This is a genomic window from Bacillus cihuensis (genome assembly GCF_000504145.1).
In the GTDB taxonomy this organism is placed as follows: Bacteria; Bacillota; Bacilli; order Bacillales; family DSM-1321; genus Peribacillus; species Peribacillus huizhouensis.
The window spans coordinates 36,238-59,766 of record NZ_KI632501.1 but is presented as its reverse complement, the minus strand read 5'-3'; the positions used below and the strand labels follow the sequence as shown (position 1 = coordinate 59,766).

The 23,529-nt window shown below is 33.8% G+C and carries 31 protein-coding genes and 2 pseudogenes; 22 read left to right on the top strand and 11 right to left on the bottom strand.

Annotation, left to right across the window (positions count from 1 at the left end; all coding sequences use genetic code 11):
• Positions 1-163 precede the first annotated feature (163 nt).
• Complete coding sequence (locus V179_RS0126050; protein WP_028394059.1) at positions 164-574, top strand: hypothetical protein; 411 nt, start codon at positions 164-166, stop codon at positions 572-574.
• The gene (locus tag V179_RS0126045; RefSeq protein ID WP_028394058.1) at positions 561-1,151 is read left to right on the top strand and encodes a hypothetical protein; all 591 of its coding nucleotides are present in this window, start codon (positions 561-563) and stop codon (positions 1,149-1,151) included. The genes V179_RS0126050 and V179_RS0126045 overlap by 14 nt, the downstream gene beginning before the upstream one ends.
• 85 nt (positions 1,152-1,236) lie before the next feature.
• Here V179_RS0126045 and V179_RS0126040 read toward each other — a convergent pair whose 3' ends face one another.
• Positions 1,237-1,593 carry a hypothetical protein gene (locus tag V179_RS0126040; RefSeq protein WP_028394057.1) on the bottom strand — a complete coding sequence of 119 codons (357 nt, stop codon included), beginning with the start codon at positions 1,591-1,593 and terminating at the stop codon, positions 1,237-1,239.
• 588 nt (positions 1,594-2,181) lie between these two features.
• Between V179_RS0126040 and V179_RS0126035 the strand changes: the two genes are divergently transcribed.
• Positions 2,182-2,436 (top strand): hypothetical protein, encoded by a 255-nt coding sequence (locus V179_RS0126035; protein WP_084552498.1) that lies wholly within the window; start codon positions 2,182-2,184, stop codon positions 2,434-2,436.
• Between the two features lie 213 nt (positions 2,437-2,649).
• Here V179_RS0126035 and V179_RS30360 read toward each other — a convergent pair whose 3' ends face one another.
• Complete coding sequence (locus tag V179_RS30360; RefSeq protein WP_084552497.1) at positions 2,650-2,802, bottom strand: YjcZ family sporulation protein; 153 nt, start codon at positions 2,800-2,802, stop codon at positions 2,650-2,652.
• A gap of 580 nt (positions 2,803-3,382) precedes the next feature.
• Between V179_RS30360 and V179_RS0126020 the strand changes: the two genes are divergently transcribed.
• Both V179_RS0126020 and V179_RS0126015 read left to right on the top strand, forming a co-directional pair.
• Positions 3,383-3,634, top strand: coding sequence for a DUF1871 family protein (locus V179_RS0126020; protein WP_028394054.1), 252 nt, complete (start codon positions 3,383-3,385; stop codon positions 3,632-3,634).
• Between the two features lie 84 nt (positions 3,635-3,718).
• Positions 3,719-4,243 (top strand): DUF3916 domain-containing protein, encoded by a 525-nt coding sequence (locus tag V179_RS0126015; protein ID WP_028394053.1) that lies wholly within the window; start codon positions 3,719-3,721, stop codon positions 4,241-4,243.
• An 86-nt stretch (positions 4,244-4,329) separates the two neighbouring features.
• Here V179_RS0126015 and V179_RS0126010 read toward each other — a convergent pair whose 3' ends face one another.
• The 3 genes from V179_RS0126010 to V179_RS0126000 form a co-directional block, all read right to left on the bottom strand.
• Entirely contained in the window at positions 4,330-4,590 is a 261-nt protein-coding gene (locus V179_RS0126010; RefSeq protein WP_028394052.1) for a hypothetical protein, read from the bottom strand.
• A 250-nt stretch (positions 4,591-4,840) separates the two neighbouring features.
• Entirely contained in the window at positions 4,841-6,043 is a 1,203-nt protein-coding gene (locus V179_RS0126005) for an MFS transporter (protein WP_028394051.1), read from the bottom strand.
• 25 nt (positions 6,044-6,068) lie between these two features.
• Positions 6,069-6,650: a TetR/AcrR family transcriptional regulator gene (locus tag V179_RS0126000; RefSeq protein WP_028394050.1), complete on the bottom strand. Its 582-nt coding sequence runs from the start codon at positions 6,648-6,650 to the stop codon at positions 6,069-6,071.
• A 566-nt stretch (positions 6,651-7,216) separates the two neighbouring features.
• On the opposite strand from V179_RS0126000, the gene V179_RS0125995 reads away from it, so the two are divergent.
• The 3 genes from V179_RS0125995 (at position 7,217) to V179_RS0125985 (ending at position 9,194) form a co-directional block, all read left to right on the top strand.
• The gene (locus V179_RS0125995; protein WP_028394049.1) at positions 7,217-7,678 is read left to right on the top strand and encodes a GNAT family N-acetyltransferase; all 462 of its coding nucleotides are present in this window, start codon (positions 7,217-7,219) and stop codon (positions 7,676-7,678) included.
• Positions 7,679-7,963: 285 nt separating this feature from the next.
• A complete protein-coding gene (locus tag V179_RS0125990) occupies positions 7,964-8,521 on the top strand; it encodes a GNAT family N-acetyltransferase (RefSeq protein WP_028394048.1) in 558 nt (185 codons plus the stop codon).
• 313 nt (positions 8,522-8,834) lie between these two features.
• A complete protein-coding gene (locus V179_RS0125985) occupies positions 8,835-9,194 on the top strand; it encodes a hypothetical protein (RefSeq protein ID WP_028394047.1) in 360 nt (119 codons plus the stop codon).
• 39 nt (positions 9,195-9,233) lie between these two features.
• Here the strand turns inward: V179_RS0125985 and V179_RS0125980 are convergent, their stop codons facing one another.
• Positions 9,234-9,887, bottom strand: a complete 654-nt coding sequence (locus V179_RS0125980; RefSeq protein WP_028394046.1) for a hypothetical protein — start codon at positions 9,885-9,887, stop codon at positions 9,234-9,236.
• Positions 9,888-10,028: 141 nt separating this feature from the next.
• On the opposite strand from V179_RS0125980, the gene V179_RS0125975 reads away from it, so the two are divergent.
• A complete protein-coding gene (locus V179_RS0125975; RefSeq protein WP_028394045.1) occupies positions 10,029-10,496 on the top strand; it encodes a thioredoxin family protein in 468 nt (155 codons plus the stop codon).
• Between the two features lie 148 nt (positions 10,497-10,644).
• Here V179_RS0125975 and V179_RS30355 read toward each other — a convergent pair whose 3' ends face one another.
• Positions 10,645-11,253, bottom strand: coding sequence for a TetR/AcrR family transcriptional regulator (locus V179_RS30355; RefSeq protein WP_028394044.1), 609 nt, complete (start codon positions 11,251-11,253; stop codon positions 10,645-10,647).
• A gap of 128 nt (positions 11,254-11,381) precedes the next feature.
• On the opposite strand from V179_RS30355, the gene V179_RS0125965 reads away from it, so the two are divergent.
• Together V179_RS0125965 and V179_RS31160 are read left to right on the top strand one after the other, a co-directional pair.
• Entirely contained in the window at positions 11,382-11,771 is a 390-nt protein-coding gene (locus V179_RS0125965; protein WP_028394043.1) for a hypothetical protein, read from the top strand.
• Positions 11,772-11,928: 157 nt separating this feature from the next.
• Positions 11,929-12,093: a hypothetical protein gene (locus V179_RS31160; protein ID WP_154664028.1), complete on the top strand. Its 165-nt coding sequence runs from the start codon at positions 11,929-11,931 to the stop codon at positions 12,091-12,093.
• 120 nt (positions 12,094-12,213) lie between these two features.
• Here V179_RS31160 and V179_RS32600 read toward each other — a convergent pair.
• From V179_RS32600 to V179_RS0125950, 3 genes and pseudogenes are all read right to left on the bottom strand, one after another.
• Positions 12,214-12,693, bottom strand: a pseudogene (locus tag V179_RS32600) (IS3 family transposase); the annotation flags it as partial.
• A gap of 20 nt (positions 12,694-12,713) precedes the next feature.
• Complete coding sequence (locus tag V179_RS30890; protein WP_028394042.1) at positions 12,714-13,022, bottom strand: IS3 family transposase; 309 nt, start codon at positions 13,020-13,022, stop codon at positions 12,714-12,716.
• A gap of 53 nt (positions 13,023-13,075) precedes the next feature.
• Entirely contained in the window at positions 13,076-13,357 is a 282-nt protein-coding gene (locus V179_RS0125950; protein ID WP_028394041.1) for a helix-turn-helix domain-containing protein, read from the bottom strand.
• 190 nt (positions 13,358-13,547) lie between these two features.
• Between V179_RS0125950 and V179_RS0125945 the strand changes: the two genes are divergently transcribed.
• The 11 genes and pseudogenes from V179_RS0125945 (at position 13,548) to V179_RS0125885 (ending at position 21,928) form a co-directional block, all read left to right on the top strand.
• Positions 13,548-14,123, top strand: coding sequence for a hypothetical protein (locus tag V179_RS0125945; protein ID WP_028394040.1), 576 nt, complete (start codon positions 13,548-13,550; stop codon positions 14,121-14,123).
• Between the two features lie 181 nt (positions 14,124-14,304).
• Positions 14,305-14,790 carry a DUF4825 domain-containing protein gene (locus tag V179_RS0125940; RefSeq protein WP_028394039.1) on the top strand — a complete coding sequence of 162 codons (486 nt, stop codon included), beginning with the start codon at positions 14,305-14,307 and terminating at the stop codon, positions 14,788-14,790.
• A 203-nt stretch (positions 14,791-14,993) separates the two neighbouring features.
• Complete coding sequence (locus V179_RS30885; protein ID WP_235179268.1) at positions 14,994-15,149, top strand: DUF4083 domain-containing protein; 156 nt, start codon at positions 14,994-14,996, stop codon at positions 15,147-15,149.
• 200 nt (positions 15,150-15,349) lie between these two features.
• Positions 15,350-15,577, top strand: a complete 228-nt coding sequence (locus V179_RS0125930) for a hypothetical protein (RefSeq protein WP_028394038.1) — start codon at positions 15,350-15,352, stop codon at positions 15,575-15,577.
• Positions 15,578-15,810: 233 nt separating this feature from the next.
• Positions 15,811-16,224, top strand: a complete 414-nt coding sequence (locus V179_RS0125925) for a DUF6678 family protein (protein ID WP_051405151.1) — start codon at positions 15,811-15,813, stop codon at positions 16,222-16,224.
• A gap of 1,203 nt (positions 16,225-17,427) precedes the next feature.
• Positions 17,428-17,640 carry a hypothetical protein gene (locus V179_RS0125915; protein WP_028394036.1) on the top strand — a complete coding sequence of 71 codons (213 nt, stop codon included), beginning with the start codon at positions 17,428-17,430 and terminating at the stop codon, positions 17,638-17,640.
• A 108-nt stretch (positions 17,641-17,748) separates the two neighbouring features.
• A pseudogene (locus V179_RS28855) lies at positions 17,749-17,991 on the top strand (transposase); the annotation flags it as partial.
• A 265-nt stretch (positions 17,992-18,256) separates the two neighbouring features.
• On the top strand, positions 18,257-18,937 hold the full coding sequence (locus V179_RS0125905; RefSeq protein ID WP_028394035.1) for a Crp/Fnr family transcriptional regulator: 681 nt from the start codon (positions 18,257-18,259) through the stop codon (positions 18,935-18,937).
• Positions 18,938-19,047: 110 nt separating this feature from the next.
• Positions 19,048-19,707, top strand: coding sequence for a nicotinamide riboside transporter PnuC (gene pnuC, locus V179_RS0125900; RefSeq protein ID WP_028394034.1), 660 nt, complete (start codon positions 19,048-19,050; stop codon positions 19,705-19,707).
• A gap of 26 nt (positions 19,708-19,733) precedes the next feature.
• Positions 19,734-20,438 (top strand): purine-nucleoside phosphorylase, encoded by a 705-nt coding sequence (gene deoD, locus V179_RS0125895; protein WP_028394033.1) that lies wholly within the window; start codon positions 19,734-19,736, stop codon positions 20,436-20,438.
• An 818-nt stretch (positions 20,439-21,256) separates the two neighbouring features.
• Complete coding sequence (locus V179_RS0125885; RefSeq protein ID WP_028394032.1) at positions 21,257-21,928, top strand: SOS response-associated peptidase; 672 nt, start codon at positions 21,257-21,259, stop codon at positions 21,926-21,928.
• A gap of 520 nt (positions 21,929-22,448) precedes the next feature.
• Here V179_RS0125885 and V179_RS0125880 read toward each other — a convergent pair.
• Positions 22,449-23,252 carry a cell wall hydrolase gene (locus V179_RS0125880; protein ID WP_028394031.1) on the bottom strand — a complete coding sequence of 268 codons (804 nt, stop codon included), beginning with the start codon at positions 23,250-23,252 and terminating at the stop codon, positions 22,449-22,451.
• Between the last annotated feature and the right edge of the window lie 277 nt (positions 23,253-23,529).

Sequence of the window (23,529 nt, the reverse complement as noted above, 5' to 3'; positions counted from 1 at the left end):
TTGTAATTCCATTCTTTTTCTCTGTCATGTTCACCACTCTCCTTGGTCCATCCATTCCCAATACATATGTAGTTTATACCTCCCCCACTTCGAAATCATGCGACTCATTGACCAAACGACCAAATGACCCAAGGATAATCCAATTGAAAGGGGCAAATAATAAATGAGAAGAGAGAAGCAAATCAATCCTATCTTATCCGCGCCTCCAAAGACCGACAGTCAGACGTCAGAAAGAAAAATCAGAGCTGATAAGCTTCATGATATTAAAATTCCTATCAGCTCCGTTGTAGACAGTATTTTAAGGCGTGAGTCTAGAAAAAGATGGGGAGGATCTAAAACAGCAATAGGAACAGACATCCTTAAGTATGGTCTTGAGAATATCTTTATGTACCCAGCAGTGGAGTATAAGAAACAAGAAAAGACTGTCCATTGCAAAGTTGACCAAGCTACCTTCATGAAAATTGCAGATCTTGCAGACATATGGGGCTGCAGTATTCGCAAGGCGGCACATCGAGTTTTTACTGAATCTCTCAAGAAAAAACAGTTAGGGAGCGTAACAAATGGTGAAATATAGTGCTGCGGATTTACTTGCAGAAGAACTTTCACTTAGGACATCCCAAGATTTCTTCAGTAAGATGATTTATAAGATGGCCAAGACGTCTTCAGTTAAGCTTACTATCAAAATACCACTCACCTTATATTTAAGGGCGGAAATTTTTTGTGAAGATGTTCAGGACATTGGTGAGGTGCATTTTAACCAGGCGGACTTGATAGCCGTTTTGTATGATGATTTTTTGTTGTATGCAAAAAAGAATCCAGATCCTAATCACCTATATAAAATATTGAACACACTTGATCATCAAGTTGGTAAAAAAACGAATTTGGAACAGCAGCAGGATCAATCGGTTTTTAAACTGGTTCATCTAAGTAACACTGACCAACAGATGCAAGCTGTTGAAATAACCTTTAAACGTAAGTCAGCACTACGTGGTGAGGTAATGCTTGCGGATATAGGTGAACTTCATCCGGGGCATTCTTACACGCTTGAAAACATGATTCAGCTTTTATATTGTGACTTTGTAGAGAAATTTCGAAAAGGTGATAATAACTATGCTTTAGATGCCATCCTTACACGTTTAGAAGAAGAATAGAGCCAAAATAAAAAGGACCCGGTGTTTTCTTGGTCCTTTGCCCTTTCTATCAAACTTGCAACAATACGCAGATTTCTTCTTGTGTTTAAACCAATTGACCGTAAACGTTGTATTCGTGATCTGCCAAAATGTAACGACTAAATTTACCACCATAAGTTTCTTCTAAATATGGTTCGACTCGATTGTGAATTTCGCGTACAACTTTGCTGTAAGATTCCTTATTGAGAAGATAATCCTCGAAAACCTCCTGCTTGATTACGTATATCCAATTTGGACCATTATAGGCTTCATTTTGCCCAACTATTGTTACCATGCGTAAATCCACAAGAATAAGCTTATGAAAGTACTCTTTGTCCCTATAGTTTATGACAAACACCTGGTCTTCAAAGTCCCATCTTTCGTCTACAGACAAAACTTCCACATCATTTATAACTTTAATCATGATTGTCACCCCTTCAATATTTGCCTTTAGGTTAATCGAAAGGGACATGAAAGGAAAATCACGAAAATTCAATTTTCAGCCCTGTTTTGGTACGGAAATGAAGTTTTCACCTAGAAAAAATGCAATTTCAGTGGGGGAAACATGAAAATTTCTGTATTTTATAAGTTTTTTTGACCATCGGGATATCTCTCACGATAGAACGGGATAGGGGTATTAATCAAAAAGCTCTGGTGGGAACCTCCTTGGTTTTTTCCTACGTTTACTCGTTACTCGAAACGGTTGCCCACCTTCAATATCGTACATTAGACGTGCGATATTGTCGTTTTCTCGAAAAGATTCTTTATTGTCAACGAAATGATTGTATGAAAATATGTAATATCATACATTTAGAAAAACCCCTTCTTCAGTTAAAGGGTTAGTTGAAAAAACAATAAATCGTTGACTGGTGCTAATTGTCTTGTGAAAGCTAGTACAATGAGAGGATATGACTATACAAGCATACAACCTTTACAAATAGGCAACTGTCTACTCCTCATTGAATATGGACACATACACTATTTTTGAAACAATTTGAGGAGGAGATATAAAATGGAAAGACAAATCGTTGGAAGTTATGGCTACGGCGGTTATCCATCTTACGGAATGGGATATGGTGGTTACCCGTACCACCATGGATATGGTGGGTACCCATATCATCATGGATATGGTGGTTATCCTGCTTACGGAATGGGATATGGCGGTTATCCTGCTTACGGAATGGGATATGGCGGTTATCCGTCCCATTATGGATATGGTGGATACCCATACCATCATGGACATTGTGGACATTGTGGGCATTACTGAGATGGATCTTGTTAGCCTTATTAAATAATGTTACGGATGCTTTATTTAAATCCCAGGAGCCGATCAAGAGCTCCTTTTTTTATTATCTGGATGAACAAAGAGAAAGAAACCCATTTACTATAAACATGGTCTTGATAGTCAGCATTCCTCATTTAATAACCATTTTAAATTTAAAGAAGGACGGCCTATGATGGTCGTCCTTTTTGTTACTTATTAGCAGAAGCCTCCATAACCGCCCCCGTAGCCATAGCCGCCGCCAAATCCACCGACACAACTACAGCCGACGATGATTAAGAGGATAAACAAAACCACTATAAAGGCAAAACCGCCACCAAAACCAAAACCGCCATCTACACAACCTGACATATACAAACATCTCCTTTTGTTTTAAAGGAGTAATTGCTACTTACATGGGCTAATTTATAGTATGCTTGAAACTAATAAAGTGACACAAATATGTATGAATCAAAGACCTAAAATGTACTTTGATATAGATTTCCATTTTTATGTCGAAACTTGTGTTCTATTAATAATTGAATATGTAAGCGCTTTCTATTATAATGATAATGGGTTGGATGGCATGTGTGGCCGTCATAGTATCTGGCGTAGGTGGGGCCGATACCAGGGAGAGGGATTAGATGAAATGTCCTTTTTTATTAGTTTAAAACTAGCATTTTTTATGCAATTGAGAGGTTTCTTCAGAAGTCGAAAATGCTGATGTACCAACGATATATAAAATCATGCATAAACAATAAAAATAAAAGACGTTAACCCCCTTGGTACTCGAGGGGGTTTTGGTATGGTTACTTTCTGAAAGCGTGATTATGTAAACTCTTCTTAATAAAATAAGAGGAGTTTTTTAATCTAGCTTATTAAACGGGGCAGGTTACTTAAAGAAGCATTGCAGTATAATATAGTTATATTCTTTTTCAAGGGGTAATAATTGATGAATAAATTAAGTATTGTCAAGGATGTTATTGATGAATGGGACCCTCAAAACTTTCTTAAATCAGGCTGTCCAGATGATGAATATGAGGTTGAAATACAAGGTATTGTTGAGGTTTTAGAAATTGTTAATGGTCCTAAAGAATTAGCAATAGAAATTAACCAAATTTTTAACAAAGCGTTTGATACCGATTTTAAAAAAGAGAAAGAATGTTTTGTGGTAGCCCCAAAAATACTTCGCTTATTCAATTAACGAAGCAGATTAGTACAAGAAGGATTATCTTCTAAACAAAGAGGATATGTATGTATATAAGTTTGCAAATAGGAGAGTTAGAAAATGAATGAAAGAAAAAAAGTTAGAGGATTGAAAAGGAAAATTCGCAATTTCAAAAGGGAGTTAAATAAATTAACCATGGATTTTCCAGATGATTTCTCTAACGATTACTGGGAAATTCACCTTCCTCATCAAGGTTCTTATTGGATTAATTCTGTGAAAACTCCTTTTAAAGTTCGTAGACTGTGCTTACAAGAATTAATTATTAGGACAAATCATCTTATTGATAAAAAACCAAAGGATAATCAGGATGTAAGGGTTATGTTAATGATTGATCTTCATTATTGGTGGTCAACAAAAATCGAAATTTTTTCGGTGAAAAATGATGATGAAGGATTCCTTTTTGAAGAAGATAGTTATACAAGGTGGATTACTTTGAATGAGAATCGAAACTTAGCAAAAGAATGGGGCTTAACTATACCAGCTGGGTTAAAAATAAAGGGAATAAAAGAAGAAATAAAGGATGTTGAATTGGTTGATGAAGAAATTTTCGGTGGAGAGATATGGCTTATAGGTGAGTTAATCTAAAACTTTTGTTCTTCAACTAACGATGCACCCTTTAGTGCAATAAGAAAAGGTTCAAACAAAAAAACGAAGTCCAAATACTTCGCTTTTCACTTAATCAACTTCAGCTTATAACCCAACAAATAAACCAGCATTACAACGATAAAGCCAACAATAAATTCTGTAATGTAGGAAGAGATAAAATTTCCACCTATCACTACTTCACTTTGAAGATAGTATACTTCTTCTCCCTTTGATACCATATCAGGTTGATACATAGCTGTTAATATAAAAGCTAATACAAATTTAACAATTAATAATGCTAAATTTGTAATCAAGGAGAAAATAAAAGAGCGAGTAAGTAAATTCAATATAATCACCCATTAAATAATAACAAAAATGATATGTATTTCCTATGATTATACTATCCATAGTTCTGGAACTAACGGATAGCTTTAATTCAATAAGCAGCAAAAAAGGATCTTCAACTGAAGATTCTTTTTTCATTGCCGATAATTGACTCTATGTTAACTAGATTTGTATAGAGTATGCATACGAACCTTGGAAACCTTGTTCAATCTGGGACTTTTATTGTTCCACAGGCGCCTCGTGTCTTTCTAATTATTGCGCTAAGCTTTCTGTCAATTGGTTTTCTTTCCACATGACTGTAATACCGAGGCCAATGACCATAATTACGGCAGCGAAAAGATATGGATAGTGGATGTTTACGTCAAATAGTATTCCGCCCATGGCTGGCCCGACGATAGTACCTAAACTCGTATAAGTAGAGTTCATTCCAGCAACAAATCCTTGTTCTTTCCCGGCGTTTTTTGATAAATATGTTGTTAATGCCGGACGAAGCAAGTCAAATGCAAGGAAGATGAAGCAAGCTACCGCCAACACTGCCAAAAAGCTAGAGATCACGGTGGACGCGATCGCTAATATTGCACCTATAATTAAACATAATTGGATTAGTTTCTTTTCACCGAGTAGATCTACCATTTTTCCAAACATAAATACTTGCACAACAACGCCGAATATTGAGCTTATTGTAATAATAACTGCAATGTCCTTCGGCGTGAAGCCGAACTTATGATCCGAAAATAGGCTAAAAACAGTTTCATATGCTGATAAACCGAAAGCGAGTACAAATACAATGATAAATGCAATAAAGTAAAGCGGATTTAGTGATCTTTTTAAATCGCCAATAAAGTTTGTTTGCTTTGTATTAGCAGAAATTTCTGCAAGCTGTTCCTTTGTAAGCGGCTCTTTTAAAATAAATATTGATGAAATGCATGCTAAAAAAGCAATGGCTGCCGCAAAGAAGAAGGGCAAGCGTATACCATATTCTGCAATAAAGCCACCGATACCAGGTCCTATAATAAAGCCAGTGCTAATGGCGGCAGAAAGATAGCCCATCGCTTTTGGCCGTTCCTGAACTGATGTAATATCTGCAACATATGCAGAAACACCCGGCATAATAAAGGCGGCACTAAATCCCCCTAGGATCCTTGATAGATAAAACACTGATATGTTCGTGCCTAAACCAAAGATAAGTTCTGAAATACCAAAAAGGAATAAGCCGATGATGATGATTTTCTTTCTGCCATAACGGTCAACAAAGCGACCTGCGAATGGTGACATAAGCAGTTGTGCTACCGCAAATACGGCAACAAGATAGCCCATCGTACTTCCTGATAAATGCATGCTATTCATAAAAGACGGCATAACGGGGATGATGAGTCCAATTCCTAGAAATGCAATGAATATATTGCTTAGAAGAATAATTAATAAAGTCTTTTGTTCTTTAATTGGTTTCATCATGTATTATCTCCTCTTTCTATATGTATCATTGATGTGAGATACCTCTCCAAAATACTGTCCAAGAGGCTGCTAATTTTGCCTGCAGCCGTTTCTCATCATTGCCGTATACAAGCTCCAACAAAATGGAATCGACTATGCCTAAGAATGCAAAGGTCGGCGTTATTGCTGCATCTCCAATAATTAATTTTGCATTGATCCAATCCTGAAATTTACTTTCCAGTATCGCCTGCATCTTTTCTTCGATATCTATGACTTCCTGTTCGATTACTTTTTCAAGATGGGATGGCGGAAAAAAAGACATACGCAGCCAAAACTTTAACTGCTCATTTTTTTGGAAAAGATCGATGACCAATTGTAGAAATTCGTACAAATCTTTTTCAGGATTACTTGAATCAACTTTACTGAAATATTGGAGTTTTGAAGATAGCTCTGTCTCTTTCGCATCACGTAAAACTTGCAGAAAAAGATCATCCTTTCCTTTAAAATGGGCGTAAATGGATTGCTTTTTCATGCCGACCTCTTCAGCTATTTGAGCAAGGGATGCTCCTTCATAACCATGAATGGTAAAATATTTTAGAGCAGCCTCTTTAATTTCATTACTTTTCACTAATATCACCTCGAATTTTACGAACGTTCGTCAGTTATATTAGCAAATTAAATAAATATAAACAAGAGGAGAATATATTTAGATATAAAAAAATTTTAATCTGTTAATGTTAAATAAATATTGTAATACAAATTATTATGTCAGTTTTCGACTTATATAATTACAAATTATAAGAGGTAGCATAAGCAAATAAGTACAGACCTTAAATCATTTTTAGTTTATAGAAAAGTATTTGCAGCAAGGTAAGTATAAAGATCTTCAACAATCGGGTGCTTTAATTAAACAAGCAGCTAAAAGGATCTTCGACCGGAAAATCCTTTTTTCAGTACCTATAAGGGTGATTATGTTAAGTACCTTAAGGTCCTCTTTTTAATGTACGAAAGCATACAAAATCATACATTCAGAGAAACTCCCTATTCAACTAAAGAAGCAGAATAGTTGAATAAGAATATCCATAAATAAGTAAAACTTATTGAATATCATAAAATAATTACAATTAACTTATGTTGTGAATTCAGTTAGCCTAGAAATTAATAAAAGGTTTACTAATAGGAGGGGGGATTTGATTGGAGACAGAAATAAGGTTTAGAATGGCTACTAAAAAAGATTTAGATAGTATTGTTGCAATGCTTGCTGATGATGTTTTGGGAAGTAAACGTGAGCTTTATGAGCATCCACTCCCTAATAGTTACATAAAAGCATTTGAGGCTATTACATCTGACCCTAATAACGAGTTAATAGTGGCTTGTGACGGCAATGAAGTGATTGGGGTACAGCAAATTACTTTTACACCTTATATAACACATCAAGGTGGATGGAGAGCTACTATCGAAGGAGTGAGAACATCAGCTTCTGTAAGAGGAAAGGGTGTAGGTACTGAACTTATAAAATGGGCAATTCAACGTGCAGAAGAACGTGGTTGTCATTTAGTACAACTGACAACTGATAAAAAAAGACCAGATGCATTAAGGTTTTATGAACGGTTAGGTTTTAAAGCAACGCATGAAGGTTTAAAGTTGAAGCTTTAATAATTTTTTTAAACTATCGGTGGCGTATCTAAAATAAGCAGATACGCTTTTTTACTTAATGCTACGCATTCTTTAATTGAGGAAATTGCTTCTTACCATCCCAAATCAGTGAAAGAAGAATTTGCATCCCCCCTTTTTTATGCAGCTACCAGGCTTCTTCAGAAGTCGAAAAGGTTGTGACTGTCTGTATTTATTGGAGCAGGGTAACGGAGCTGGTTAATGAAAAAAGGAAATTCGCATAGAGCGAAAGAAATTATATAAAAACAAATGGGGGAGTGGTTTTCTATGGGGCTCATTCAACCGAAGAACTTCGTAAATAAAAATGGGGAACCATGCACAATAAGAACGGCATTACCTGAAGATGCGGAGAAGGTATTGAGGTTTAATCAAACCATTATTAGCGAAGCTCCTTTTTTACTTACTACGGAAGCTGAATTCAAAGTATCCTATGAACGACAAAAAAATTTCTTAAAACAGATTTTTGATGACAATGGCAAGTTAGCAATAATAGCAGAATATCAAAGCGATATTATCGGGATTTTAGACTTCCATAATGGTCATAAAAAGCGAATACAACATCAAGGTTCATTTGGTATGAGTGTTGCAGACAAATATAGAAATCAAGGGGTTGGTAAAGCTATGCTAACTTTATTGTTGGTTTGGGCAAAAGAAAATCCTTTAATTGAAAAAGTTTGCCTAGAAGTGTTTGCTGAAAATACGAATGCAATCTCTTTATACGCAAAGGTTGGCTTTGTTGAGGAAGGTCGTAAAGTAAAGGCTATAAAAGTGAATGAGGATATTTATTATGATTTAATCTCAATGGCATACTTTACGAAGAAGTAGAAAATGTATTTATTTAAAAAGTTAGATTGTGAAAATTTGTACTTGTGCTAACGGGGAGCTTTAGTGAAAGAAGAATTTGCATAAAATACCCCTTTTTAAAAAAAATGAATATTTAATTATCTTTTCACATTCCTCATCATATAATAAATCAATTAATACTGACTAGTTGGTATTAATTGATTTATTTATGATTCATTGTATTATCACGATTTTTGTTGTATTTCATGGGGCCTAGGGATTTTGGTAGATCCCTCATATCCATTAACTGGGATCTCCAAATAAAATCAAAATTATATAGGAGGTTAGGTAACACATGTTTAAAAAATTAGCATTCTCAATTGCTTCAGTGGTAATGGCTGGTTTTCTTTTATTGGCAAATCAAACGGTAACGCATGCTGCTAGTGGGCTTTATCCAGTTCAAAAAACTGGTGGTGCAGGTTTAGACCTTCGAACTACTCCAACAATAAATGGTAAACGAACTCAAAAAAATATTCCAGATGGGAAAAAACTTTGGTTGTATTGTTATGTTAACGGTGAATCTTACAAAGGATCAAAAATTTGGAACTGGGTAGATGATAATGGTTACGGTGGGCAGTGGGACTGGGGTTATGCTCCTGATTATTTTATTTATACTGGCTCATCTAAACCAGTCGTTAGCTATTGTTCATTTTAATCGTAAAATAATAAAAAACAGCCTCATTGAGGCTGTTTTTTACATTTTGATCTCTACAGTCTTTAAAGGACTTACTTCCTTCTTTGTTACTTGTTCTCTCACTATGTCAGTTATCACCTTAACATATTTTAGGTTTTTAGGATCTTGGGAAAGAAAACAGATTAACGTAAACTCGGTTTTTTCTTTGGCTTTCAAACTCAAATCTTTCGGGTCTACGTTCATTTTATTTACATTTACTTGTTCTCCATTGCTTAATACGAGTGTTTTTATGGGACCCTTTTCTAAATAAAGTGGTTGATCTGAAGTGTTTTCTAAGGTGGTTGTTAATTGAATAATATTCATTTTCCCAGTATTCAAACCTTTTTCTTTCAAGTTATATTTCCCAATATCACTTACATCTGTACTCTGTACAATTTTAATGCGTTCTACTTGGATATAGAGTGGACCTGCTGTAATCTTCATATTTGGTTTACTTAATTGATTCAAGACAAACACTCCAAATGGATGTGATGCATTTTCTCCTACTTGAGTTAATGGTTCTTTATAAGTTTTAACTTCTACATTTGGTTTAGACTCTATGGAATCTTTTTCATTATCAGATTTCATTTCTAATTCTGATTTTGTTTGACTGGAACAAGCAAATATAAATATACTGACACCTACAATCATGAGGAGAGAAAATAGTTGCTTCATTTTATATTCCCCTTTATGTATTTATTTTAATTTACATCTTATAGGTTTTAGAAACATCAAAAAATAACTCAAACATTATTATATATATGTTAACAGAAAAAGATTAGATTCTTTTAGATAAAAGGAGCAGTGACGAATTTAATGAAAAAAGTAATCATTTTTCTGGTAATAAGTATTGTTTCTTTTGGAGCATTAGCTTTTGCAAACTATTACCAGGGTAAAAAAGAATTAGTAAATAACCCATATGAAAAAGAAATTTTAAAGAAAAGTACTATTAATCAACTAGATGATCCTTTATATGATAATCAAATCTTACCAAAAGACCTTAAAGAAAAAATAAATAATGAAGATGATATTGTTGTATATTTTTATTCGCCTGAATGTGTCCATTGTCAAAGAGTAACTCCTGTTATTGTTCCGATGGCTGAACAGATAGATATAGATTTAAAAAAATTAAACTTACTTGAATTTGAAAATGGATGGAACGAATTTTCTATTGAAGGAACACCTACTATAATTCATTATAAAAAAGGAAAAGAAATTTCACGTCTTGTTGGTGAAAACACTAAAAGAGATTTTGAAAAATTCTTTAATAATACTGTTCAATAAGTAAATTAAGAGAGAGATAAATATTTATCTCTCTTCATTCCTTTCAATTTCCTAAAACAACGCCTATGTTGACTAGATTTATATGTGTAAATTTTATTAAAACAATTTGTATAGAGTATACATAAGTTATCGTTCAGAAATAATGCTCTTATTCCCCTTTTTTATTAGATTCCTGAATTTGAAGCAGTTCAACAAAAACACCTAGCATGTCCTGTATTTGAATTCGGTTGTCAACAAAGTGTTGTAAATTAAATCCATTAAAAAGAGCCATGCTTGCTATCGCTAAAGTTCTGGCATCCAATGGACTTCCGATAATACCTTCGTTCTTCATTTCCTGAAAAAAATGTGTAAGAAAAGACCTCCATTCCTCCATTTGGAGAATAAGCCTTTCTTTTATTTGAGGTAATTCATTCGAAATCATACATCCTTGTAAAAGCATAGGAGAAGACCCCTTTTCATAGGACTCGTTCACCAAACGCATAGAGTATTCTTTAAATTTATTTAGTAAATCTTGATCTTTTTTATTCAGTGCTTCCTTTAGATCTTCAAAATAAAAATCTATACCTTCTTTTATCAACTTTAGCATGAATTCTTCTTTACTTGAAAAATGAGTATAGAAAGCACCTTTAGAGTAACCAGCGTGTTTTACAATCTGATCAACGCTTGTACTAGAATAGCCTTGCTTAGAAAACAATTCAATTCCTGATCGCATTAATTTGTTAATGGTGTCTTCTGATTGCTTTTGAAAATAATTCATCATAAAATCCCCCTTTTTTGGAAAAAAGTATATTTTCATTATTCAGAATATATTACCAACATATAATTATTAACAAGTACCGACTAGTTAGTACTTAGAAAATATTCCTTAAAGGAGGAACAAAAAGAATGAAAAAGAAGTGGCTATTTATTCTACCCTTCGTTTTTGTTTTGCTTTTTATACCTGTTGCTAGTGCTTTGGCTTATTATACCACCTTTGTTTATGATTTTGATACCACACTTAGAAGCAAAGATCGGACCATTAAAACAAATGATGACGTAGTGTTTAAGTTTAATTCTGTCAAATGTAGAAAAGGCCATTACATGACAGTTTTAGTAAAACACAATGTTACACGGGGGTTTGACACGCTATTGGAAAAGAAGAAAATAAAAGAATGCGGTGGAACTGTCACATTATATGGGCATAACAAATCAATACCAGTTTATTTTATTATCTCTAAACCTCATGACGGCTATTGGGTCCGAGGAACGGGAACTATAACAACTAAAAAGAGATAAATAACAAGCAGCATAAAAGAATCTTCCGATGAAGATCCTTTTTGACATGCCGATAATGCTTCATTATGTTAACTAGTTTTGTATAGAGTATTTATGTGTTCCTTAGAAAACCTTTTCAACTAAGGGCCATATTATTGAAGATTGAGGAGGAATATAAATGAGTAAAATAAGTTGGTTTGGAGTCTTTTTATGTATAGTCATGATGTCAGTTGTTGGCTTTTTAGTATTTGACAATATAGCCTCATCGTTAATTTTTGGAATAAGTATGGGTGGTGTAGGTGGTTGGTTATTTACCACTAAAAAAGCTAAAGAAAAAGAATAACATGTGAAATCAACTTTATTCTATTCAGGAGAAGGACGCTTAAATTGAACAAGTAGCTAAAAGGATTTTCCAGCTGGTCTTATCCCCGTCAAGTAGACAATTAATAAGAAGGTTCACTTATTAGGCAGCCTTAGCTCTATATTCAGTAGGGCTGAGGTTATTTAATTTTTTTTGAAATCGTTTATTGTTATAAAACTTAATATAATTTTTTACTGCTGCCTTAACCTCTTTTGAGGTCTCAAATTGGTAACGGTAAAAACATTCAGCTTTAAAGTGACTAAAAAAACTCTCCATACATGCGTTATCTAAACAATTCCCTTTTCTAGACATACTTTGCTTAATATTGTATCTTTTTAATAGTTGGTTATATCTTATTGAGATGTACTGGAATCCTTGATCGCTATGTAATAGGAGCCCTTTTACATCTCTTTTTTTTACGGCCTCTTTTACAGTATCAGCTACTAGTTTAAGGTCATTTCTTTCACTTATTTTATATGAAATAATCTCATTGCTGTATAGGTCTAGTATCGTAGATAAATAGATTTTCTTTCCGTTAAATAGGAGATAGGTTATATCTGTTACCCATTTTTCATTTGGGCGTGTAGCTGAAAATTCTCTGTTTAAATGGTTCTCTGAAACGGCATATTTTTCTTTTCGTCCAAAGTGCTTCCACTTCTTTTCCGTATCTTCGCTTGAATTCCATTCGCTTTCATTAAACGATAAATTCTCTTATGATTAACTTTCAAACCATACGTCTTTTTAAGCCAAGTTTTAACTCTTCGGTAACCGCAGCTCCAATTAATATCAGGATCTTGTTGGCATTCCATAATCTTAGTTACGATTGATTGATCATCCAAATCCTTATCTGTTGGGTTTTCTTGGCGTTTTAGCCATTTGTAATAGCCACTCTTTGAAACACCTGCTATCATACATAACATGATGATTGTAAATTGATTTTTAAGTTCATGAATTATTTTGTATTCTATTGATTTTTCTTTTCCGGTATCATCCCCCTTTTCGCAGTTAAGAGCTTTTTTAAATAGTCTTTTTTAAGTCCACCTTTCAGTGGGCTACGATATGTTCCTCTCTTTTCCTCTAACCCCTGAATTCCTTCTCTTTTATAGTGAGCTATCCACCTTTGCACAGTTGTATATCCAATCCCTAACTCTTTGGAAATTGATCTAATACCCATATCTTTCTTTTGGTATAAATTAATCGCTTTTAGCTTAATTTCTTTTCTATAGGTTGTTCTAATTTTTCCCATAAAAAATCCCCTCCATAGAAGACAGTACAATCCTTTCTTTTTACTGTCTACTATAAGGGGATAATAACAAGCCGAAGATCCTTTTTTTCATTGCCTATAAGGGTGATTATGTTAACTTACTTGAAGGTCATACGTATTTCACATTGAATAATACATATATGAGTTTGAGTGAAATGAGGGTGAACAATCAGTGAGTGTAGATCAAAAAGCATCCATACGAAGCATTTTAGACGTATTGGCACAAGAAGGAGTAAAGACAGGCGATGTGGCTAAACAAATACCTGGCATAAGTGAAAAACCATTTAGAAATGCATTAAAAGAGGCTGGATATGAATTTAGAAACACTGGTAAAAAGGGTTGGTTTTTTATTGGAGAAGGTGAAGAACCCCTTGATAAAAGTATTTTTGATTATGTGAAATCGAGTTCACCTAAAGTTCATACACCTTTCACACGAAGTAATCAGAAGTTCGCAGAGAGTAATAAGGAATTCACGAATCATTCACCTATTGTTCATGAGCAGTTCACCCAAGATGAAATCCATATGATTAAGGAAATGCTTAAATCATGGCAAGAGGTTACCCCAACTACACCAAGTCTTTATGACCGCGTCAAACAGTTGCCACAAAGTGACAAAACAAGAAAGACTATTGTTATTGATCGTGTCATTGGTAAACGTTTAGATGAGTTTTGTGAAGCCGAGAGGATCAATAAGTCTGATGTGTTGCATTTAGCATTAGCCGACTTTCTAGAAAAATATGAAAAGTGACCAAAGAAACAAAAAGGATTGGATATCTAAGAGGTACCCAATCCTTTTTTCTAGTTTTGTATAGATTATACATGTGATTCTAAAGGATCTTGTTCATTTGTTGCAGAATAACTTAATAAGTAATTGGTATTTTTTGTAGTAAAGTTAGAATATTAGATACTGAATTTAAGGAGGATAAGAAGTGAAGAAAATAACAAAATTTTTCTTCTTTTCGTTATTGATATTACTTTCCTTAAACGGATGTAATTCAAGTAATGTAAATGAGGATATATTTCAATTTAAAGATTCATATGTAGGCGATAATAGTGCAGTAAGGAGCATTGTAAGGCAATTACCATTGGGTGAATATTTTAATGGGTTTGAACTTAAAACCAAAGAAGAGCCTTATGGAATGATTTTGAATTATACAAATATGGATGCAGAAGAAATAGAAAAAAACTACAAAGAAACGGCAATATACAATGCTACATTTATATTTACATTAGTCAAAAATGCAAAATGGATTACATTTAATTTTGATGACCAAGAATATAAAATAACAAAAGAAGACTTAGAAAGTTGGTACGGAAAAAAATTAAGTGAATATACGAGTGAAGAAGACCTAACAAAACTCACAAAAAAATATTTAGAAGATGAAAGTAAAGTGAATCAGTTTTTTAAAAAATAGAGTACTTCTTCCTCAAGTAAATGGTTTAGTTCAATAAGCAGCTAAAAGGATCTTCCAGCCGAAGATCCTTTTTCAGTACCGATAAGTCACTTTATGTTAAGTAGATTTGTATAGAGTATTCATGTCTTGAAATAAAGTAGCAATTTAACTGCATAAAAAATGATAAAATAAAAGGGATAAGATGATATGGAAGAGGAGAAAAAATGAATCCAGGAATAAATATTGGCGATATTATTTTTCAATTATTTGCTTTAGGAGTTCCAATATTTTTTATAATAATCCTATTATTATTTTGGCGTTCTTCAAAAAAGAAAAGAGAACAATTAAACCGTATTGAAGAAAAATTGGACTCAATATAAAAAAAGAACTAATAAATTGATCGTATAAGCAACTAAAAGGATCTTCAATCGAAGATCCTTTTGTCATTGCCGATAAGAGACTTTATGTTAACTAGATTTGTATAGAGTATGCATATTAATTGGGGGATCTTGTTCAACTAAAGGATGCAGGATAAAGGGATATTATGTTAGATTAGTTAATATATAGAGGTGTGATATCAGTGAAACTTAAAAAATTAACTATCAAGCAACGACTTTTAGTTGTTCTACCCTTAACATTTGTAGTAATAGCTTTAGCTTTTTTAATGGTATCTAACTATTATTTTAATTACCAAGAAATTAAAGCGTTAAGTGATGGGTGCTATGGTAAAGGTGGCTATCCCTTAGTAGAAAGGGATTTCGGGGTTTTTAATTACTCCTTTTCTTGCAAATTTGAAATAATTGATTAACGATCAATACTAACTTAGTGCGTTAGTTACAAACAGCTAAAAGGATCTTCCAACCGAAGATCCTTTTGACTTTATGTTAACTAGATTTGTATAGAGTATTCATGTGATACTTTAAATCATTATTCAACTAAAGGGCCATTTAATGGAGGAAGAATCTTAAGAAAATTATGTTTGTGAACAATTGTACTTAAGCTATAGGTGCAGTTTAGCAAAACAGGGAGGATATTATTTAAGTGGAAGACTACAAGATTAAGGTTCAGCAAGTGATAAATGAACGACAGTTAAGTTCCGTAATGAATAATACGAAATGGAGAGGATTACAATCAGCTGTTATGGAGGAATTCCCAATAACCCCTTCTTTCCAGATAAAGTTTTTAGATAATGATTACGCTAATCCTGAAGATTTTGGAGAAGAAAATTGGTATACGGGAGATTGGGAAGAAGGGCTTGAACCTTTTTTTGCCGTAGAATGGATTAGAGTAAATCTGAAATTTACATGGTCTAAGGGACGGCTGTTGGAACCTGAAGTATCAGATTACACAGACGAATTCATTCAATTGCTCAATAAACTTAAAATTCCTTTTGTTAATGAAGACAGTATAATCCGAATATATGGTTACATAAGGAGTACAGATATTTTTAGTTAGACAAAATGTATTTCTTTGTGAAATCGTGTATCTAAACAAACTGGTGCTTTAATTTAACAAGCAGGTAAAAGGATCTTCGGTTGAAGATCCTTTTTTAATACCGATAATGGTGATTATGGTAACTAGTTTTGTATAAAGTATGCATACTTTTTAAACCTAATATTGCGACTTAAAATTAAGGTGTTGTAAACAATGATTTCTACAAACTTTACAAATCTGTGCGCATAATGGAGCAATAGATTTTGAAAAATAGCTACAACGTGTAATATATTTTTTTAGATTAATCCGGGACACTTTATGTTAAATGTCTTTTTATTTTAAAAATACACGAAAACAAGAGATATACAACGGAATTTTAAGAATAATCAAATTAATTGCGTTTTCATGGGTAATGTTCTCGCTTTCATGGTAAATGGTTGCGTTTTCATTGACTTTGACTAAAAAAGCTTCAAATTGCATAATATAACCATAGAAACGAAATAGAAAAGAGCAAAAAGACGATAAAGGATGGTGTAAAAATGGTATTTACAATGATTAACAATCAATGGCGTATTTTTGATACAAAAGAAGAAGCTGCAAAAGCTGTAGCAAAAGAAGTGCGTGGGCATAAAATAAACGACGAATCAGACAATTTGTAGGAAGTTAACTACTAAATTGTCTGTTTTTTTTGTAATAAAGCAAAATCGACTATAAGCTTCTGGTTAGATGTCTAAGAGTACTTACTACTTATGCAAGTATGAGAACCAAAAAACATTTGTAAAATATCCCCCGACTATCACCTCTTTACATTGTTCTTAGGTAAATAATCCCTTTTGTAAAGCACCCGATTTACTCACTACCCCTCAAGACTAATCGAAGCATCACAAATGAATATGATGGGAAATATATTGATATTGAGCAAGGGAGTTTAGTCAGTCATAATTAAGATTTACTTTCACCAGGTACCCTTGCTCTTAATCGTAAAGAACAACGGATTCTTGACAGTGGCAATAAGGATAAATAACAATCTTGCACGTCTGCTAGTAATGGTATTACATAACTCAAGTAGCGATAATCATAAAATGGACATGTAACAGATTCTCATTGATATCAAGATTAAACTCTCATTTTGTCTTCTCTTATAAGTTTAATTGGATATAATATATTTAGAGCAACATTTAGGTTTTTATTTTTTCTAAGAGTTTGATAAAAGGGGATGCCTCAATGAATAAAGAGAAACTATTAAAAAGGCTTCAGAGTGCCCATCAAGGTAATTTATTTTCACTAGAAATTCCCAATAATACTAAAGAAGATGAAAATAAGATTGAAGAATTGGTTAAAGAATTAGAGAGAGAAGGAAAAATTAAATTAAGAGAGTATGTGCAGCGAGAATACTCCGTTTATTTACAAGGAATCCTTAAGTATGTATCCGATTAATCGGGTACTTTTTTATTAGGGTTAAGAAAAAACTTTAACAGAGACTTTTGAAAAGAACAGAGTACATATAACCCGTCTTATATGTACTGGTACCTCTTTTGTAGCAATAAAGAGCGAGGTATTACACAAATCATGTCTCGTAAAGGCAACTGTTACGATAATTCCGTTATGGAGAATTTCTTTGGCATTATGAAATCAGAGTTTCTATATTTCAAAGAAATTGAGAGTGTGGAACATTTTAAACTAGAACTGGAGAAATACATAAAGTATTATAACAATCAACGAATTAAGGCAAAATTAAAAGGCATGAGTCCGGTTCAATACCGAACCCATGCCCAACAAGCTGCCTAATGAAATAACATTGTCTAATTTTTGGGGGTCACTTCACATTGTGCAGTGGTCTTATTTATTAGAAATATATTCTCTTGTTTTGTAGGTGATAAGGTTTGGTTATAATAAATTTCATCAAAGGATATCACGATTATATTATAGTGAGACATGTGTCTTATAAGTTAGAAAAATAGTATTTTTTTAGGGCGAATAAAAAAGATGTTATGGACCAGTGTCCTAGAACGAAGAGTACTGATAATTATATACTTGAGGTGAGCTTACAGAAATGCAACGATTAAACAACTACATGGAAAACAATGAGCAACTGTACTTAATGTTGAAGCAATGTCCCTATGAGATTTTGAGACAAATGAAAGTGCAAGAATTTGAAAGAAATCGCATTATTTATAGGCAAGGTGAAATCCAGAATTCGTTTAGTATATTGGCTGAAGGGCTTGCTGATATTTATGTAATTGGTGATAACGGAAAGACGTATGTTCAATCCACATATAGTGTAGGAGATATGATAGGGGAAATTGAAATTTTTAATCAAACTCCTTTCATGAGTAATGTAAAAAGTATCACAGATGTTTCGTTAATTACAGTAAAGCGGGAACATTTCTTAACATGGTTACAATTAGATCAAAACTTCAATCAACAATTTATTCGTAAAATAGTAGGAGCAGCACATCGTATTATTAAAAAAGATGAAGATAGTAAATTGTATTCTCTTCATCATAGAGTCTGTAAATATTTATTACAACGCTTACAACCAAGTAGTACGGATGGAGTCGTTATTCACATTGATAAACAACAACTTAGTCAACAGCTTGCTGTCACACAAAGGAGTATAAATCGGATACTGTTGGACTTGAAGGATAAAGAAATAATTGAGATGAAGAATAGTGGTATGGTAATTCGCAATATTGCTAATTTACGTCATGAAGAGTTGAAAGGAAAGTCTTAAATGATTTCATAATTATATTATTTTATTAAAATTCAATGAAAAGGTTTCCATGTTGTGGTTTATTTATTGTAAAAAGCTCAGTACAAATCATTACTATAGGAGTGAAATAGATGATTAAACATCCTTTGTTTGTCGTTATTGCTGTAGCAGCATGTATTGGTTCTGGGCTATTTTTAGATTCTTCTTATGTTGAGATATTTGGTTCTGTAATGGGTGTTATAAATGTTTGGTTATTGGCTAGACAAAAGTTAGTTAGTTTCCTTTTTGGATTGATTGCTGTAGCAACGTTTGCATATATATACTTTGATAGTGGTCTTTATGCGATGGTTGTTCTTTCAATTGTACAGTTAGGTTTCAATGTGTATGGGTGGTACTACTGGGTGAAGAATAAAGGTGAGGAAGATGTTACACCAACTACGAAATTATCCAAGAAGGGAATCGTTCTTGGGGTATCAGTTATTTTGATTGGAACATTAATTTGGTCATATTTCCAAGTGAATTATACAGATGCTAGTAGTCCATATTTAGATTCTCTAATTGCTGTAATGGGTCTTGTAGCACAATATTTATTAAGTAAGAAAATATTAGAAAATTGGTTATTATGGCTTGCTATGGGTGTGATGATGCTAGTTGTTTATGCAATATCAGGATTATATGTATTAATGGTTCTGAAGGTGATAAATATGTGTATAAGCTTTGATGGTTATTTAGAGTGGAGACGTAATTATTACGATAATGAACAAAAAGAAAAAACGGTTGAAGCGGCTTAATCAACTAGAGAGTGAGAGTGCAAAAAGTGAGTTTTCATATAGAAGCAGCTGTTGGAGAAATTGCGGATACAGTCTTATTACCTGGTGATCCGTTACGTGCAAAGTTCATTACTGAAACATATTTAGAAGATGCATTTTGTTATAATACTGTTCGTGGAATGCTTGGATATACAGGCTTTTACAAAGGAAAACGAATTTCAGTCCAAGGAACTGGAATGGGCATGCCGACTATGTCGATTTATACGACGGAATTAATCGTAAACTATGGTGTTAAGAATTTGATTCGGATTGGTTCAAGTGGTTCAAGTCATCCAGATGTGAAACAGATGGATTTGGTACTAGCAATGGGAGCTTGTACAAATTCAAATATGTATAAACACTTATTTGGGAATTACTCGTATGCACCGCTTGCAAACTTTAACTTATTACAAAATGCACATGATATGAGTGTTAAATTACAAAAACCTGTCAAAGTAGGTCTTGTCCGAACGGATGACCATTTCTACGATCGTACACCGGAGCCATTGGATGCGTTAACGGCATATCAAGTGTTAACTGGTGATATGGAAACGGCTGCATTATACACTGTTGCAGCGAAGTATAAAGCAAATGCTTTAGCGATACTAACGGTTACTGATCACAGTATTACGAAAGAAACGATTACATCGGAAGAACGTGAAAAGGCACTTACAGATATGATTGAAGTTGCGTTAGAAACAGCTATTAAATAAAAGAAATAAGAGCTCTGTAAAGATTATTCTTTGCAGAGCTTTTTTAAACATATACTATCCAAACTATAGGTGTACAAAAGGGTGGTGCTAGTATAGTCTTGTGGACACGACTAAGTTAAGTTAATAAAATGTGCTTATAGAAGGAGTGTCTGTAAGATGAAACAAAATTTTAATGAAGAATTTAAATCTTTTTGTCTTTCGAAGCGAAGTTTGTTCCCCAAAGGGGGGATTAATTTTCCCCTTTTGCAAGTAGAACGAAAAACACGCATAGCAATGGGTCAAGGGCGGTCTGAACTCAAAAAATTTTTTATGTTGCGTAGCGTTTATTAATAAAAAAGTTTTGTGCCCCTTGACCGATTGACTAGGCTTCTTAGCATTCATCCTGTAAGGTTCGGGTGTCCTTACCGGTTGAAAGCTAAGAAAGCTTGCGCTGTTTTACGATTCGGAAGGCAAAAGGGAAAAATAAAATAAGAAGCAGCCGGATGGCTGCATTCCTTTCGTCTTTATCTCTTTGCTCTTTAGCTGTTCGGCTCGTTCGGTATGGCGGGAACCGTAATGGTACAGACCGTGGTTATCGGACCATTTAATACCGAAGCGACACGTATAGCCTGTTAGAAAGGACGCTTTTCCCTTTCTTACAGGCTGTAGTGCTGCCGCCGTTTATACATTACCTTTTTTATTTATTTCAAAACCACAATAATAAAATGCATATTATCCAATCAACCATATAGAAATATTGGAATTCTGGAACGCTGATTTGTCACTAAAAGGATCATCTGCTAGAATCAACCTAATTAAACTAACAAGTAGGTGATACTATGTGTGGACGATATACTCTATTCACTGACATAGAAGAAATAATGGACCGTTTTGACATAAATGCTCCATTTAATGACGAGTATCAATTCAGTTATAATATCGCTCCTTCACACTCTGTTTTGTCAGTAATCAATGACGGAACAAAGAATCGTTTAGGCTACCTTCGTTGGGGATTAATTCCTTTCTGGGCTAAAGATGAAAAGATTGGTTACAAAATGATCAACGCTAGGGCTGAGACGATCGCTGAGAAACCAAGTTTTAAGAATGCATATAAAAAGAAACGTTGTTTAATACTTGCTGACTCTTTCTATGAGTGGAAGAAAACACCCGAACGTAAAATTCCCATGCGAATCAAACTTAAGACAGATGAACCATTTGCTATGGCAGGGTTATGGGAATCGTGGAAAACACCTGAAGGAAGACCGATTTATTCCTGTTCCGTTATCACTACAACGCCTAATGAGCTGATGTCCTCCATTCATGACAGAATGCCTGTTATTCTTAAGCCCGAGGATGAGAAAGTATGGTTAGATCCTTCTATACATGATACCGACTATCTGCAACAGTTCCTTAAACCATTTGACGCACTCCAAATGGAAGCTTTTGAAGTATCATCCGATGTTAATACACCAAAGAACAATTCTCCTAATTTAATTCAACAAATATACTGAGCGTTCACCCAGAGAGTCAATTTTTTCTTTTAATAGGTCAATCCTTCACTAATCCTGCTCTCTATTTATTAACACCAAATTCTACATAATCCATCATAATAGTCCACAAAAAAAGGCTACTTATAAAGAGTAGCCAATATTAGTGAAGGGTAACCCATTATATGTAGCCTCCATGCTTGCCCGTTCTTCACAGAACAGTGCATGTCCGAATCGTTTATCCCTGACACAAATGTAAACTGACAATAAAGTTATTTAATTTTAAATGCTCAAACAAGCATACCCCCGTTCTAAATTTAGGACGGGGGTAAAAATATAGTTGTTTAATTTCCCATGTGAAATACTTCATTAATACAAAAAGATAAAACAATATAGTAAATTTTATTCCACAATCGCGATTCTTGAATACCTAAAATATAATCGCAACCTATTTATAACCCTTAGAATACATACTCCGTTTATTTCTCTTATTTTTATATTTTGATAAAATTCGAGGTTTGCGCTAGAACCTAATTATGAGTATTTACTTGGCGAATACATGGTTGCCAATAACGGCTGTTACTTGTTGTGTTCCCACCCAATGATTGTCTGCTATTTTCGGATTGTAGAAAAACAGAGCGTCATTTACATGATTGGGATTAGATAGCGCTTCATTCACTGCTCGTTTTGATTCTTCAGATGCAGGATGATTAATAGCACCATTTCCAACAGGTGAAAATTCGTATTTTCCGTTTGGGAGAGGCTGATAAATTACATCATGAATAGAATTTGGGAATTTGGGAGATGCTAAGCGATTTAACACAACTGTAGCTACTGCCACTTTCCCTTGATATAGCTCACCTTTCGCTTCTGCCTCTACTAATCTTGACAGTAAGTCTTTATCTTCAACTGAAATAGCAGAGGACTGATCCGGCTGTGCTTGAGGTGAAGAAGCCCTGCTTCCGATCGTTAACGTTTGTCCAATATAAATAGTATCATTTTGTAACTGATTCGTTGCTTTTAGTCCTTCCACTGTTACTCCATTTTGTTTTGCAATGCTAAATAAAGTATCTCCCGTTATCACCTTATGTATAGAAAAAATGCTAGCTTGTGCTACTCCTGTATGATCAGGAATTGTTAATGTTTCACCAACATATATGATATCATTTTGACGATTATTTGCTTTTTTTAATCCATCAACTGTTATCCCGTTCTGTTTACCAAGTCCCCATAAAGTATCTCCTTTCACCACTTTATGTGGTGCTGCATCTGCTGTTCCTTGTGCTACTAGAAATGCTAAAGATGCTACAGAAGTAACTACCCATTTTTTCACGCTTGTCTTTTTCATAAAAATACCTCCTGAAAAACCTAACCTGCTATTACCTTAGCATAGAAATTTAGGGTTCCATGAAAAATATGGGTTACATTTGTTCTAATTCGATTAAAATTCTTACATAGCAGATGGTAATGTTACAACATTTACGGTCGACTTGACAATTTACTAAATACATGACGGTAATATTGCTAATTAACTTTCGAGGAGCTTTTTTCTGTTATGCCGACGTTTTTATAGTTGGATGTAGGAGCTCTACCAGGTTTAGACTTCCAATTTTTTTAATAGTATG